Genomic DNA, 14,129 nt, shown 5'->3' with positions numbered 1-14,129 from the left:
TGCGGCGGGTCCGCGCCGCCCCTTTTGCTATTCGCGCCCATCTGGCTCGGCAGGCCGCAACCCCGCTTGCCCCACCCGGCCCCATGGCTTAGCGCTTGGCCCATGAAGCGATTGGCCATTTACTGCGGGTCGGCGACCCCCTCCGACCCCCAATATATCGAGACCGCCCGGGACGTCGGGCGCGGGCTGGCGGAGCGGGGGATCGGCGTCGTCTATGGCGGCGGGCGGCTGGGCCTGATGGGCGCGGTGGCGGATGCGGCGCTGGCGGCGGGCGGAGAGGTGATCGGCATCATCCCGCAGGCGCTGGTCGATGCCGAGGTGGCGCATCGCGGCCTGACCGAACTGCACGTCGTGCCCGGCATGCATGAGCGGAAGAAGGCATTCACCGACCTGTCCGATGGCTTCATCACTATCGCGGGCGGCACCGGCACCATGGACGAGTTGTGGGAGGCGCTGAGCTGGGCGCAGCTGGGCTATCACGCGGATCCGGTCGGGCTGCTCAATACCGGCGGCTATTATGACCATCTCGTCGCCTTCTGGGAGAAGATGGGCGAGGTCGGGTTCCTGCGGCCGCAGCATCGCGAGCTGCTGATCGTCGATACCACGCTCGACGGCCTGCTCGACCGGATGGGCGCGCATGTGCCGACCCAGCCGATCGTGCGCAGGAACGCGGACGACCTGTGAGCGACGCCGCCGCCCCGACCGAGCGCGACGCGCTGGTGGCGGCGGCGCGGGACTCGATCGCCAAGGGCTCGAAGAGCTTTGCGGCGGCGAGTCTGTTGTTCGATCCCGAGACGCGCGCGCGGGCCTGGCTGCTCTATGCCTGGTGTCGCCGCTGCGACGATATCGCCGACGGGCAGGATCATGGCCATGGCATGACCCGCGTCGCCGATGCGCCCGCGCGGCTGGCCGAGCTGACCGAGAAGACCGAGGCGGCGCTGGCGGGCCGGGTGGTCGGCGACCCGGCCTTCGACGCGCTCCGTGTGGTTGCCGCCGAGACGGGAATGCCGCATCGCTGGCCCCGCGACCTGATCGCCGGGTTCGCGCTGGATGCCGAGGACTGGCGGCCCGAGACCGAGGATGATCTCTACCGCTATTGCTATCATGTCGCGGGCGTCGTCGGCTGCATGATGGCGGTGACGATGGGCGTGGCGCCGGACGATGAAGCCGTGCTCGACCGCGCTTGCGATCTGGGCATGGCGTTCCAGCTGGCCAATATCGCGCGCGACATCGCCGAGGATGCGGGCGCGGGGCGGCATTATCTGCCGCGCCAGTGGCTGGCCTATAAGAGCATCGCGCCGGACGCCATCATGGCCCCCTCGCACCGGCCGGGCCTGAGCGCTTTGGCGCGGCGGCTGACCGACCGGGCCGCCTTGTTCGAGGCGAGCGCGCGGATGGGGACGCCTGCGCTCTCCTATCGCTCGGCCTGGGCGGTGTTGTCGGCGGCGGCGATCTATGGCGCGATCGGGCGCAAGGTGGCCAAGCGCGGGCGCCGGGCGTGGGATGTGCGGGTCGGGACCGGCAAGCTGGAGAAGCTGGGCTTCATGACGCGCGCCAGCATCCAGGCGGCGCGACGGGACAAGATGCGGATTACCCCACGCGATCCGGAACTGTGGACACGACCGCGTTAAGCCTGCGCCCATACCCCCGTTCAGCCTGAACGGAGGGAAGGCTTCAGCCCTTGGTCGGCTTGCGCTCGGTCTTGACCATCTGCGCGCCCATGCGGCGGCAATCGGCACCGATCACCGGATAGGGGACGTCGGTGTTGGCGGCGATGCGGTTGGCCAGATCGGCCCGGCACTGCGCCATGGTTTCGTAGCGGGCGGGGATGATCCGCGCCTCCGTGCAGTCCACGCTGCCGTCGCCACAACCCAGGATTGCCATCACGAAGAAAACTGGCTGCATGACCGTCTCCACTCGGGAAGAAAAACACGCCAGCGCGGCCGGAGGTTCCGAATTTGCGGCTGTCCGGCAGTGGGACAGATTGCCTTTTTCGCCGGGTGTCGCCGCGTCGGCCATGCCGTCGGCATTGAACTCCAGGCCCGATCGTCCGACATGGTGTGGACATGCCCCCCATCGATCCCACCGCCGGGACGGCCGACCGGCCGCTGATCCCGACGCTTCGCCGCTTCCTTCCCTATCTCTGGCCCGCCGGAGAGCCCGGCCTGCGCGTGCGGATCGTGGCGGCGATGGCGCTGGTCATCCTGTCCAAGCTCGTCCAGGTGCTGGGCGCGGCCTATACGTTCAAATATGCGGTCGACCGGATGGCGGCGAACGATCGGAGCGCGGTGACGCTCGTGATCCTGCTGGTCGTCGGTTATGCCTGGGCGCGGTTCGCGACGACGCTGTTCGACAATCTGCGCAATGCGGTGTTCGAAATGGTCGGGCAGGACGCGACCCGGCGACTGTCCGCCGATGTGTTCCGCCATCTCCACCGCCTGTCGCTGCGTTTCCATCTGGAGCGGCGGACCGGCGCCGTCACCAAGGTCGTCGAGCGGGGCACCAAGAGCATCGACACGATGCTGTACTTCCTGCTCTTCAACATCGCGCCGACCGTGCTGGAACTGGGGCTGGTGCTGGCGATCTTCGGGCGCAGCTTCGGCCCCGTCCTGGTCGTCACCACCATGGCGATGGTCGTCCTCTATATCGTCTTCACCCGCAAGGTGACCGACTGGCGCAATGCGCTGCGCACGCAGATGAACGACCTCGACACCGGCGCAGTCGCGCATGCGGTCGACTCGCTGCTGAATTTCGAGACGGTGAAATATTTCAACGCCGAGGAGCGCGAGGCGCGGCGGTACGAAAACGGCGTCGCGGCCTATGCGCGCGCGGCCACCAAGTCGGAAAACTCGCTGGCCTGGCTGAACGTCGGGCAGGCCGCGATCACCAGCCTGATGCTGGGCTTCGCCATGGCCTGGGTCGTGCGCGAATGGAGCCGGGGCGCGGCGTCGGCGGGTGACGTGGTGCTGGTGTCGACTTTGTTGTCGCAGCTGTTCCGGCCGCTCGACCTGCTCGGCATGGTCTATCGCACCATCCGCCAGGGGGTGATCGACATGGGCGCGATGTTCGACCTGATCGACACGCCCGCCGAAGTGGTCGACACGCCCGGCGCGCCGCCGCTGAAGGTGACCGGCGGCCATGTCCGGTTCGACCATGTCGTGTTCGGCTATGATCCCGAGCGGACCATATTGAAGGGGCTGACGCTCGACATACCTGCGGGCACGACCTGCGCGGTGGTGGGGCCGTCGGGCGCGGGCAAGTCGACGCTCGCGCGGTTGCTCTACCGCTTCTACGACGTGAACTCCGGCACGATCACCATCGACGGCCAGCCGGTGTCGGCAGTGGCGCAGGACAGCGTGCGCGCTGCGATCGGGATTGTGCCGCAGGATACGGTGCTGTTCAACGAAACCATCGGCTACAATATCGCCTATGGCCGCGAGGGCGCCGACCAGGATGATGTCGAGCGCGCCGCGAAGGGCGCGGCCATCGCCGACTTCATCGAGCGCCAGCCCCAGGGCTATGCGACCCGCGTCGGCGAGCGTGGTCTGAAGCTTTCGGGCGGCGAGAAGCAGCGCGTGGCGATCGCGCGCACCCTGCTGAAGAACCCGCCGATCCTGATCCTGGACGAGGCGACCAGCGCGCTCGACAGCCGGACCGAGGCGGACATCCTCGCGACGCTCCAGGCGATCGAGCGCGGGCGCACCACGCTCGTCATCGCGCACCGACTGTCGACCGTGGTCCATGCCGACCAGATCGTCGTGCTCGACGGCGGCCAGGTGGCCGAGCGCGGCACGCACGGCGAATTGCTGGCGAAGGGCGGGCTATACGCCGAAATGTGGGCGCGCCAGGCCGCCGAGGTCGAGCAGGCCGAGGAGGATGCGCTGCTGGCGTGAGACGTAACGCGAGCCCCTCCCCTTCAGGGGAGGGGTTGGGGTGGGGCCTCTCCACGAACGCCGCGCTTGCGGATACGCCCCACCCCCGGCCCCCCTGAAGGGGGGGGAGAGAATCCACCTTATGCGGCTAGAGTTTCTTTCCGGAAGGTCAGCGACAGCTCAGCCGGATTTGCCTGGCAGGCTTGTCGAACACGATCGACGAACAGCGCTTCAGCAGGTCCGCGCCGATCGCCAGGCGGTCGCGCTTGATGTCGTGCTTGCCCTTGCCGGTCACCACCACTTCATCGGGATCGACATGCTGGTCGGCGTCCGCGATCGTATCGGTATTGCCATGATCGATCGTGCGCACGCCGAGCGTCGCGATGGTCAGCGGGCCGACCGCGAGGGGTGTGGCCAGAGTCATCGTGCGAATCGGTCGTTCGACGCCAAAAGCGATTTCGGCCGGGCTGGTCGATCCCGACAAACTACCGCCATAGGCGCGCGCAAGTCGTACCGCCGCCCCCGCATTGGCCAGCGTGCGCGGGTGATGGGGGTCGAAGCGGACCCGCATCGGTTGCCCCTCGACCATGATGATCGCGAAACGCTCGGCCCACCTGCCGAAGAGATTGCCCTGATCGACCATCGGAAATGAGGTGGTCCGTTCACCCGCGACGGCATCGCGCAGGCGGAACCGGACGACCGGATCGGGCAGGCTGCCGGGTCCGAATACGCCTGCTACACCGGCCGCAAAGGGCTTTTCGCTAAAGCCGATCCGCTGTTTGGCGGGCGTGTCGCCACCGAACGCGACATGCGCCACGGCGGTTCGGCCCGTGACCGTCACCTTGGGCCCGAAGACCATCATGAAGCCGAACATGCCCGGCTTGATGCCAGCAGCCTCAGCAAATTCCTTCGTGATGAGGGGCATGGCGGGCGCGCCGGGATCAATCCGGACGCTCCGTGCGACACCGTTGATCGTGACCCTCTCCCGCCCATCCGGCGCAATCACCCGCTCAGGCGGTGACGGCGTTGCCGCAGCCGTCAGGACAGCCAGCACTGGCAGAGCGAAACGGCGCATCATGGAGTCTCCCGGAGTCGTGACGACCGGGTAACGATCCGATCCAAACATGTCGGCTTTGTGGCCGAAACGGGCTTTTATCGCGCCATATGGGTTGTGATGAAGTCCGCCACCGCAGTCACGACACGCGGCGCGATCGGGAGATTTGGGTCGGCATAGGTCGCGACGTTCGCGCCGCGACTGTCGCCCTCTACCGTCTTGAGCACATGATTCACCCTGGGGAGGAGGACCAGGGTCGCCTTGGGCTGCCCGGCCTTCAGGTCTCGTGCGTCCTCGACCGTGACCTGCAGATCGGCCTCGCCCTGCACGATCAGCAGCGGCTTGACGGTCGCCGCCGCCAGCTTCGCGGGATCCTTGGCGAAGCTGTTGATGAGAAAAGGCTGGACCGCGTCGGCGAAGATCATCGGCAGGGGCGGCGTCAGGCTGGCGGCGGGGATGGTGCGGCCCGCTTCCAGCGCGTCGATCATGCGGTCGGCATCGGCCAGGATCGGCGCGTTGGCGGGGTTGGCATGAAACTGTGCCCGCATCACCGTGCCCAGCCGCCGTCCGGGTGTGGAGACGGCAATGACGCCGCACACCCCCGTCGGTCCGGCGGCGGCGGTATCCAGTGCGACCAGTCCGCCTTCGCTATGTCCCAAGACCCAGACGCACGGGACACCGGTCTTCGCGCGGATAGCGGCGATCCAGGACCGGGTGTCGGCGGCGTAGTCGTCGATCGTCACCTTGTTGGCGTCGGGGATCGCGCCTGCGCTGGCGAACATGCCGCGCTTGTCGATCCGCACGCTGGCGATGCCCTTCGCCGCCAACCCTTCGGCGAGCAGGCGCAACGGGGCAGCCTTTAGCCCGCCCGGGCTGTTGCCGTCACGGTCGGTCGGTCCCGATCCGGGGATCATCAGGACGACCGGTACCTTGGCGCCCTCCGGCCCGGTCCAACTGCCTTTCAAAGGGCCCTGCGGACCCGGCGCGGCGATGTCGCGGTCGGCCATCGGTGCGGTGGTGGCGATGATGGCGGCGAACAGCGTGACGAGCGACATGACCTACCCCTCTTCAATGACCTTTATTGCCACGCTCCGTTCAGCCTGAGCGAAGTCGAAGGCCACGCGATACCCTCACCACAGGGATGTGAGGCCAGGTTTTCCCTTGGCCTTCGACTTCGCTCAGGCTGAACGGAGCAGCGAGGGGGCCCTTACTGACGCTCCAACATCAGGGCCGCGGTCGCCTTGGCGCTGCCGACCACGCCCGGAATGCCCGCGCCCGGATGCGTGCCCGCGCCGACGAAATACAGGTTCGGGATCGAATCGTCGCGGTTGTGAACCCGGAAATAGGCGCTCTGGGTCAGGATCGGCTCCAGCGAGAAGGCCGACCCCATATGCGCGTTCAGGTCGGTCGCGAAGTCGGCCGGGGCATAGTGGAACTTGGTCACGATCCGCTCATGGATATCGGGGATCAGGCGGCGGCCAACCTCGTCCAGGATACGCTTTTCCAGGATCGGCCCGACCTCGTCCCAGTTCATCGGGAACTTGCCCATGTGCGGCACCGGGGCCAGCGCATAAAAGGTCGAATGACCCTCTGGCGCGAGGCTCGGGTCGGTGACGGTCGGGTGGTGGAGATAAAGCGAGAAATCCTCCGACAGCACGCCGGTGTCGTAAATGTCGGTCAGCAGGCCCTTATAGCGCGGGCCGAACAGGATCATGTGGTGCGGGATGCCCGGCCATGCGCCCTTGATGCCGAAATGCACGACGAACAGCGACGGCGAGTAGCGCTTGCGCTCCAGCCGGTTGACCGTCCGCCGGGCCGAGCGATTGTCGGACAGCAGGTCGCGGTAGCTGTGCATGATGTCGGCATTGGTCGCGACCGCATCGGCCGGGATGGTCAGGCCGCTCTTGGTCACGACGCCGGTCGCGCGGTCGCCCAGCGTCTCGATCCGCGTTACGGGATCGCCCAGGCGGATCACGCCGCCGATCCGCTCGAACTGCGCGACCATGCCCGCCACCAGCCGGTTGGTGCCGCCGCGCGCGAACCAGACGCCGCCGTCGCGCTCCAGCTTGTGGATCAGCGCATAGATGGCGCTGGTCGTCATCGGATTGCCGCCGACGAGCAGCGTGTGGAAGGACAGCGCCTCGCGCAGCTTCTCCGACTTCACGAATTTCGACACCATGGCATAGACCGAGTTCCATGCCTGGTACTTGGCCAGCGCGGGCGCGGCCTTGATCATCGAGGCGAAGTCGAGAAACGCGACATGGCCGAGCTTCTCATAGCCTTCGCGGTATACGCCCTCGGCATAGTCGAGGAACTTGCCATAGCCTTCGATATCGTCGGGGTTCAGCTTCGCGATTTCCGAGCGGAGCTGCGTGTCGTCGTTGCTATAGTCGAAATTGGTGCCGTCGACCCAGTTGAGCCTATAGAAGGGACTGACCGGATCGAGCGTCACGTCCTCGGACATCGACCGACCGGTCAGCGCCCACAATTCCTCCAGACAGGCCGGATCGGTGATGACCGTAGGCCCGGCGTCGAAGGTGAAGCCGTCGCGCTCCCAATAATAGGCGCGACCGCCCGGCTTGTCGCGTGCCTCGACGATCGTCGTCTGCACGCCCGCCGATTGCAGGCGGATGGCCAGCGCCAGCCCGCCGAAACCCGATCCGATGACGACCGCGCTCTTCATGCCCGGCCCCCCGACTTGTCTCTCAGGGCGGCAATGGCGCGCAGGATCGGCACCGGCGGCCGTCCGGTCAAAATTCGTGCCTTGTCGGCCATGGTCGATTGCCCCGCATAGAAACGCCCGATCAGGTCGGGCGAAAGTCGATAGAAACGCTCGAGAACGCGGTATCGCTCATCCGGCTCCGCGGCCTTGAACAACATCGTGTCGAGCATACGGTAAAAGCCGCGCGCGTCCCAGGCATCGCGCGCCATGCGATAGGTCGCGTCGTGCAGGTCGGTCCCTGCGAAATCGCGCCGCTCGGCCAGCATCGCCGCCATGCGGATCGCATCGGGCAGCGAATAGCCGGTGGTCGGGTGGAACAGCCCGGCGCGCATCCCGGCCTTGGGCGTCCTGGCCCCGCCACTGCGCCAATAGCCGTCGAAATCGCCGCCCATCGCGACCGGCAGCACGCCCGCCTCCTCGCGTACCACCTCGGCCCCCACCCAGTCGCGGCTGTCGGCATAGCGCTCGATCCGCTGGACGATGGCGCGGCGGTTCAACTCGGCGGAGGTGGAGTAATAGGTGTCCTCGACGAAGATGCGGTCCTCGGCAAAGGGCAGGGTGTAGACGAAGCGATAGCCGTCCAGCTGCTTGACGGTGGCGTCCATCACGACCGGCCGTTCGACCCCGTGCGGGCGGCTCAGCTTCAGCTCCTGCCCGACGAATTTCTGCCATCCGCAGGACAGCGAAGACAGGTCGCCCGCGCCGCGCGCATCGATCACGCCCGTCGCCTCCACCCGGTCACCATCGGCGAAGACGGCGGCGGTGGCCGACACCGCCAGCACCTTGCGCCCCAGGATCAGCGCGTGCGGCGGCAGCGCCCGGCGCACCTCGGCGTCGAGGCGGTGGCTCTCGATCGAATAATAGGTCTGGTCGATGGTGCGCGAATGCGCCGGAAAGGCGACGTCGTAACTGCGCCAGCCATGCGCGACGAGGCGCTCGACGATCCAGCGGTCGCGCTTGGCCACGTCGCTACCGAAAAAGGACCAGAGGTGGTTGCCGCCGATCGTCTCGCCCGCGTCGATCAGCCGGACGTCGAGCGAGGGGTGGCGGGCTTTGAGTGCAAGCGCGATCAGCCCGCCGGCCAGGCCTGCGCCAATGATCGCAACATCACAGGAGATTTTGGCAGCCATCGCGCTACCGCTACCGGAAAGCGGGGCCAAGGCAAAGGGTCGGTGCCATTACAGAAGGACGGCGGTGTCGGGCGCGTCGCCGGTCGCAAAGCCGCCGGTGACCTTCCACGCCGCCAGATCGATGATGGCGATCCGGTTATTCTCCAGCGCGGCATACAGGATCGAGCCCCCGGCGGGCAGGTTCAGCCCCGGCGCGGCGGCGGGCAGCGGCAGCCGCGCTTCCTCGGCCAGGGTGGCGGGGGAATGGCGGGTCAGGCTCTTGTCGGCGGTGTTCGACACGATCAACCGGCCGTCTGCCTGCACGACCACCCGCACCGCCTCGCCGCGCAGGGTGGTGCGGGCACGCGGGCGCAGCGTCACTGCATCGAGCGCGTGGAGCATGCCCGCCGGGCGGTCGATGACATAGAGCGTCCGCTCGTCCGGACTGAGCGCCAGACCCTCGGGTGCCTTGCCGATATGCTGTTTGACGGGCGCGAAGCTGGCATCGTCGGGGTCGACCATGATGACGGTGCCGCTCATCGTGTCGGCGACATAGGCGCGGCTGCCGTCGGCCTTCACCACGAAATAATGGCTGCGCGCGCCGCCGACCGGGATCATTCGGTCGGGGCTGTCGGCACTGGCGGGCGTGTCGAAGCGGGCGAGCAGGCTGTCGGTCTCGGACAGGGCATAAAGGCGCCCCTTCGCGTCCATCCGCATCCCGTGCCAGCGGCGGTGCGGCGACAGGTCGATGGTGCGCGCCAGCTTGCGTCCCTCCAGGTCGATCACCCAGAGTTGATGCCCGCCCTCGCCGCCGAACTGCCAGCCCTTCACGCCGTACCCGCCGACATAGGCGAAGCGGCCGCCCGCATCGGCGACCATCTCGTGCGGCTGCGTGCCCAGCGGCACCTGGCCCAGCCGCTCGCCATCGGGCACGCGGTAGGAGACGACGCCGCCCGTGCCCTTTTCGACGACCGCCAGCACGCCGCGCTGCGGAGCCGCCGCCTGCGCCCGCCGTGCCCAGGCGAGGGGAAGGGCGGAGGCGACGCCCAGCGCGGCCAGGCTCCACAGGCCCTGACGGCGATCGATCGGCGGCATGGGGCGGCTCCTGAACAAAGGGGGATGACAGCCAGACGTGGCGCGGGGCCGTATGTTCCGCCGTACGTCGGACCCGATGCGAAACTGATGCGTCTTTTCCGACAAAGCAGGCCCGCCACCGGTTGCGGTGAAACGGCCCATTGAATAGGTGAACCGCATGATCCGCCCCATCAACGAAAGCGTCGCCGTCGCTCCCCAGATCCGGCCCGAGGACGTCGCCGCGATCAAGGCGGCGGGCTATGCCGCCATCGTCAACAACCGTCCCGACGGCGAAGAGCCCGGCCAGCCGACCGGCGATTCGATTCGCGCCGCGGCCGAGGATCACGGACTGGCCTATACCGCCATCCCCGTGACGCCCGGCGGGTTCAGCCATGAGATGGTCGACCAGATGACCCAGGCGCTGGTTGAGGCCAAGGGCCCGGTGCTGGCCTATTGCCGGTCGGGCACGCGCAGCTGCAATCTGTGGGCGCTGGCGGCGGCCAAGGCCGGGCGCAACCCGACCCTGATCGTGATGCAGGCCGAAGGGGCGGGCTATGACCTGTCCGGCCTGCGCCCGACGCTGGACGCGCTGGCAGGCAACGCCGGATGATCCTGCCGCTCGTCGGCACGGTGACGACCGGGGCGCTGGCCGGGCTGGGCGTCGGCGTGACGCTGGGCGGGGCGGGAATCGCGTGGCTCTGCTCGCGCCGTCGCGATCGCCGGATCGGCTCGCCCGAGGATGTCGCGGCGGCGGCCGAGGCGGCGCTGACGGGCTTTACCGTCGCGGGAGCCGTGGTCGGTGCCGATGGCCAGGGCGCGCTGGTGGTGGCGACCGATGGCCGGGTCGCGGCGCTCAAGCTGCATGGCCGCCGGATCGCGGTGCGCGAGATTCCATGGACGCGGGTGCGTTCGAGCGCCGAAGGCATCGTCGCGGAGGTTGAGGGGCGTTTCGGGCCGGTGATGCTGGCCGGGGTGGACGTGCTCGACATCCGGCGTCTGGCCCCGCGTTGAGGGTGGGGGCTGGCCCCTCCACCACCCGGCTGCGCCGGGCGGTTCCCCGCCCCAAGCACAGCTTGGGGAGGATTGAAGATAAGTCCTCCCCATCTTTGATGGGGAGGGGGACCATCCGAAGGATGGTGGAGGGGCATTCCCCGACATGATCGACTGGACCTTTCTCGCGCTCGCCGCTGCCGGGGGCTTTGTCGGGGGCGCGATGAATGCGCTGGCGGGGGGCGGCAGTTTCTCGACCATGCCGACGCTGATCGCGCTGGGTCTGCCATCGACCATCGCCAACGCCACCTCCAATGTCGCGCTCCAGCCTGCCGCCATGGCGAGCGTCTGGGCCTATCGTCATGGGCTGGAACCCGTGATGGGGGTGTCGATGCGGCGGATGGCGGCGCTGACCTTCGTCTTTGCGCTGTTGGGCAGCATCCTGTTGTTCCTGACGCCACCACGCGCCTTCGACCTGATCGTGCCCTGGCTGCTGCTGACCGCGACGATCGCGATCGCGGGGGGACGGCATGCCTCGGAATGGCTGGCGCGGATCGCCCGGCCGGGGCCGCGCGCGCTGATGGGGGCGCAGGCGGTGCTGGGTGTGTATGGTGGTTATTTCGGTGGCGGCATCGGCATGATGGTGACCGCCGCCTGGGGGCTGCTCTCGGGGCGCAACCCGGCGCAGCTCGCCGCACCGCGCACGCTGATGCTGGCCACCGCCAATGCGGCGGCGACGCTGGTCTTCGTGGCGACGGGCATGGTCGCCTGGGCGCAGTGCCTGCCCATGCTGGCGGGTGGCATCGTCGGCGGATGGAGCGGCGCGCTGATCGGGCGCAGGCTGCCCGCCGGGCTCATCCGGGGCTGGACGCTCCTTCTGACGACGGTGACGACGGCGGTGTTCTTCTATCGGGGATATGCCTGACGCGCGATGGCGATCGGGGGCAGGGACTCCGCTTCCAGTTCCGCCGCCAGCGCCCGGATCCCGAATTCCTCGTCGCGCAGCCATGCTGCGATATCGGTGCGCAACTCGGCGCAGCCACGGCGATATCCGTCCCAGTCGGCGATGATCTCTTCGAGCGGCCAACTCGAAAGAAAGCCGGATATACGCTGGCGATAGGCAGGCATGGTCGCCTGTACCGCGAGCCAGGCGGCACCGCCGGTCGTGTGTGCCAATCGTTGTGCGGTCGGGTTCGCGTTGCGCATCAGCCAACTCGCCCGCTGACGGCTGGCGTTGGAAAGCAGCCAGCGGCTGCGGCTGAGCGCGACGGCATCGGGCTTGGGCGCGTTGCACAGGGCGCGGTGTTCGGTCATCACGCGAACCAGTTCGTCGCGCAATTCGAGCCATTCGGTCAGCATGGGGCGTGCCTTCGATATAGTTGCGATCGCATGCGACGGTTGCCCTCCATCAGCCCACCCCGGCGATGTCCGTGCGATCCCATAAATTATGAACAGGATAGGCCCCCCGGCCTTTCTTGATGGTCATCGTAACCCGGAATCGTTGCCCTCCGCGGTGACGATGGAAATTGTCATATTATCGGATCATCAATGCCTCCTAATGACGGCATTGTGGCATATTGATCTAAATCAAAGTTTAATGGGGGGATAGCGGGTCGCCGGGCCGAATACCGCCATTCCGGCCTGGCTGAGGATCACTCCGCGCCGTCGCAGGCGCCGATATGGCGGCCCTCGCTATCGACCTTTTGCGACATCGGATGGGCGCCGGTCATCTCCATCTGATCGGTGGTGAAGCGGGTCGCGGTGAAGCTGCCCTTCGCCTTGCTGTGCATGGTCATGTCGCCGGGCATCCTGCAGGTCAGTTCGCTTTCGACCTTGCCGCTCTCGAAGGTCGCGCTTTTGACGGCGCAGTCCGATTGCGCCTGCTTCAGCAATTCGGCGGGGCCCTTGGCGGCCTGTTCGGCGGTCAGGCAGATGCTGTTGGTCTGGGCGGGCGGCGTCGGGCTGACGCCCTTGGGCATGTTCGCCATCTTCAGGTCGCTGACCTGGGTCTTCACCTCCCATGTTGCCCGGCGGATATCGATGGCCGTTCCGCCTGTGCCACACCAACACATGGATGGGTTTCGGGTTGCGGTCAGAAGGCGGTCGCGGCCGCCGCCATCTGATCCGCCGATGGGGGAAACACGCCTCCCGGCTGCCATTCGACTTCGGTCAGCAACAGCCGCAGATGGCGTTCCTCCGCGAAGAGCCGCTTGTCGGCATCGCGGCGACAGGCGTCGGCCGCGTGGGCATAGGCGGCCGGCGCTTCCATCACCGCCTCCATCGGCCAGCGGGCAATGAAGGCCGACAGGGCCCGGCCATAGGCCGGAGTCTCGTTGCGCAGGGTCAGTAGCCCGGCGGCCGCTTTCAGCGCGGCATGGGCTTCGGCCAAGGGAAAGACCGTGTCCGTCAGAAAGGCGAGCCTTTTCCGGCTGACGAGCGCGATCTGCCACCGGACATGGCGGAGGGCCTGGTAATCGATCGGCGCGGCGGCGCACAGGTTGCGATGGGCATCCAGCCAGCGGGCCAGCGCGGCGTGATGCTCCCGAAGCTCGGTCAGCATGGTGGGCCTTCTGAAAACATCGACCCCCCTATCGTGCCCGAGGGTTACAAAGCCGTATACGATTACGGAAATCCTTTGCAGCCCCGTTCGGACGGTTGGATCAGGCGTCGGGGCGCCGCATTTCGAAGCGGGCCGCCTCCGTCACCTCGAAATAATCGACCGGTCCCCCGCCGCGCAGGATGGGGCGGGCGCGGGCGGTCTGGTAGATACCGTTCTCGATCAGGTCGGCGGCGATATGGATGCCCACCGCCTCGCCGATGACCAGCCACTGGTCCAGCTCGCGGCCCTCCTGGGTCTCCAGCCGGATCAGCTGGGTCAGGCGGCATTCGAACGATACCGGGCTCTCCGCCACGCGCGGGGCGTCGACCAACTGTCCGTCCTGCGCCGTCACGCCCGACAGCGCGAACTCGTCCACCTCCGCAGGCACGGTCGCCGCACTGGCGTTCATCGCCTGCGCCAGCGTCATGGTGGCGAGGTTCCAGGTGAAGACCTTGGTCTCGGCGATGTTGGCGACCGAGTCCTTCCACCCCTGCGACGAAAAGCCGATCAGCGGCGGACGGTAGTTGAAGACGTTGAAAAAGCTGTAGGGTGCCAGATTGTTGACGCCCTGCACCGATCGGCTGCCGATCCAGCCGATCGGGCGGGGCGCGACGATCGCGTTCAAGGGATCATGCGCCAGTCCATGACCGTTGACGGGTTCGTAGAAATGCCAGTTGTCGATCATGGATGGTCACCGAAAGGGAGTGTG

At 67.5% G+C, this 14,129-nt stretch carries 16 protein-coding genes; 6 read left to right on the top strand and 10 right to left on the bottom strand.

What is annotated here, in order from left to right:
• Nucleotides 1-102 precede the first annotated feature (102 nt).
• Together ACWKSV_RS12300 and ACWKSV_RS12295 are read left to right on the top strand one after the other, a co-directional pair.
• Complete coding sequence (locus ACWKSV_RS12300; RefSeq protein ID WP_483666803.1) at nucleotides 103-684, top strand: LOG family protein; 582 nt, start codon at nucleotides 103-105, stop codon at nucleotides 682-684.
• Nucleotides 681-1,631 (top strand): phytoene/squalene synthase family protein, encoded by a 951-nt coding sequence (locus ACWKSV_RS12295; RefSeq protein ID WP_076714067.1) that lies wholly within the window; start codon nucleotides 681-683, stop codon nucleotides 1,629-1,631. The genes ACWKSV_RS12300 and ACWKSV_RS12295 overlap by 4 nt, the downstream gene beginning before the upstream one ends.
• A 43-nt stretch (nucleotides 1,632-1,674) precedes the next feature.
• On the opposite strand, the gene ACWKSV_RS12290 is transcribed toward ACWKSV_RS12295, so the two are convergent.
• Nucleotides 1,675-1,905: a hypothetical protein gene (locus ACWKSV_RS12290; RefSeq protein ID WP_056435793.1), complete on the bottom strand. Its 231-nt coding sequence runs from the start codon at nucleotides 1,903-1,905 to the stop codon at nucleotides 1,675-1,677.
• A gap of 161 nt (nucleotides 1,906-2,066) precedes the next feature.
• Here ACWKSV_RS12290 and ACWKSV_RS12285 point away from each other — a divergent pair, with 161 nt between their 5' ends.
• Nucleotides 2,067-3,893: an ABCB family ABC transporter ATP-binding protein/permease gene (locus ACWKSV_RS12285; protein ID WP_076714065.1), complete on the top strand. Its 1,827-nt coding sequence runs from the start codon at nucleotides 2,067-2,069 to the stop codon at nucleotides 3,891-3,893.
• A 148-nt stretch (nucleotides 3,894-4,041) separates the two neighbouring features.
• On the opposite strand, the gene ACWKSV_RS12280 is transcribed toward ACWKSV_RS12285, so the two are convergent.
• The 5 genes from ACWKSV_RS12280 to ACWKSV_RS12260 form a co-directional block, all read right to left on the bottom strand.
• Nucleotides 4,042-4,950 carry a hypothetical protein gene (locus ACWKSV_RS12280; protein WP_191864650.1) on the bottom strand — a complete coding sequence of 303 codons (909 nt, stop codon included), beginning with the start codon at nucleotides 4,948-4,950 and terminating at the stop codon, nucleotides 4,042-4,044.
• Between the two features lie 74 nt (nucleotides 4,951-5,024).
• Nucleotides 5,025-5,981: an alpha/beta hydrolase gene (locus ACWKSV_RS12275; protein WP_076714061.1), complete on the bottom strand. Its 957-nt coding sequence runs from the start codon at nucleotides 5,979-5,981 to the stop codon at nucleotides 5,025-5,027.
• 152 nt (nucleotides 5,982-6,133) lie between these two features.
• On the bottom strand, nucleotides 6,134-7,609 hold the full coding sequence (locus ACWKSV_RS12270) for a phytoene desaturase (protein ID WP_056435782.1): 1,476 nt from the start codon (nucleotides 7,607-7,609) through the stop codon (nucleotides 6,134-6,136).
• A complete protein-coding gene (gene crtY, locus ACWKSV_RS12265) occupies nucleotides 7,606-8,778 on the bottom strand; it encodes a lycopene beta-cyclase CrtY (RefSeq protein WP_076714059.1) in 1,173 nt (390 codons plus the stop codon). Before crtY ends, ACWKSV_RS12270 begins: the two co-directional genes overlap by 4 nt.
• Before the next feature lie 48 nt (nucleotides 8,779-8,826).
• Nucleotides 8,827-9,852, bottom strand: coding sequence for a YncE family protein (locus tag ACWKSV_RS12260; RefSeq protein ID WP_076714057.1), 1,026 nt, complete (start codon nucleotides 9,850-9,852; stop codon nucleotides 8,827-8,829).
• Nucleotides 9,853-10,009: 157 nt separating this feature from the next.
• On the opposite strand from ACWKSV_RS12260, the gene ACWKSV_RS12255 reads away from it, so the two are divergent.
• From ACWKSV_RS12255 to ACWKSV_RS12245, 3 genes are all read left to right on the top strand, one after another.
• Nucleotides 10,010-10,441 (top strand): protein tyrosine phosphatase family protein, encoded by a 432-nt coding sequence (locus tag ACWKSV_RS12255; RefSeq protein WP_076714055.1) that lies wholly within the window; start codon nucleotides 10,010-10,012, stop codon nucleotides 10,439-10,441.
• Nucleotides 10,438-10,842: a hypothetical protein gene (locus tag ACWKSV_RS12250; protein WP_083706511.1), complete on the top strand. Its 405-nt coding sequence runs from the start codon at nucleotides 10,438-10,440 to the stop codon at nucleotides 10,840-10,842. The genes ACWKSV_RS12255 and ACWKSV_RS12250 overlap by 4 nt, the downstream gene beginning before the upstream one ends.
• A 145-nt stretch (nucleotides 10,843-10,987) precedes the next feature.
• The gene (locus tag ACWKSV_RS12245) at nucleotides 10,988-11,746 is read left to right on the top strand and encodes a sulfite exporter TauE/SafE family protein (RefSeq protein ID WP_056435770.1); all 759 of its coding nucleotides are present in this window, start codon (nucleotides 10,988-10,990) and stop codon (nucleotides 11,744-11,746) included.
• Here the strand turns inward: ACWKSV_RS12245 and ACWKSV_RS12240 are convergent.
• The 4 genes from ACWKSV_RS12240 to ACWKSV_RS12225 all read right to left on the bottom strand — a co-directional run bounded on the left by ACWKSV_RS12240 (nucleotide 11,728) and on the right by ACWKSV_RS12225 (nucleotide 14,105).
• On the bottom strand, nucleotides 11,728-12,180 hold the full coding sequence (locus ACWKSV_RS12240) for a hypothetical protein (RefSeq protein ID WP_191864649.1): 453 nt from the start codon (nucleotides 12,178-12,180) through the stop codon (nucleotides 11,728-11,730). The two genes, ACWKSV_RS12245 and ACWKSV_RS12240, sit on opposite strands and share 19 nt — an antisense overlap.
• Before the next feature lie 293 nt (nucleotides 12,181-12,473).
• Nucleotides 12,474-12,836, bottom strand: a complete 363-nt coding sequence (locus ACWKSV_RS12235) for a DUF3617 domain-containing protein (protein WP_172839599.1) — start codon at nucleotides 12,834-12,836, stop codon at nucleotides 12,474-12,476.
• A gap of 77 nt (nucleotides 12,837-12,913) precedes the next feature.
• Nucleotides 12,914-13,381 carry a hypothetical protein gene (locus ACWKSV_RS12230; protein WP_076714051.1) on the bottom strand — a complete coding sequence of 156 codons (468 nt, stop codon included), beginning with the start codon at nucleotides 13,379-13,381 and terminating at the stop codon, nucleotides 12,914-12,916.
• A 100-nt stretch (nucleotides 13,382-13,481) separates the two neighbouring features.
• Nucleotides 13,482-14,105 (bottom strand): flavin reductase family protein, encoded by a 624-nt coding sequence (locus ACWKSV_RS12225; protein ID WP_076714049.1) that lies wholly within the window; start codon nucleotides 14,103-14,105, stop codon nucleotides 13,482-13,484.
• Between the last annotated feature and the right edge of the window lie 24 nt (nucleotides 14,106-14,129).

The sequence above is a fragment of the Sphingomonas sp. SphC10 genome, assembly GCF_057004845.1.
This window is presented reverse-complemented; position numbering and strand designations above follow the sequence as displayed.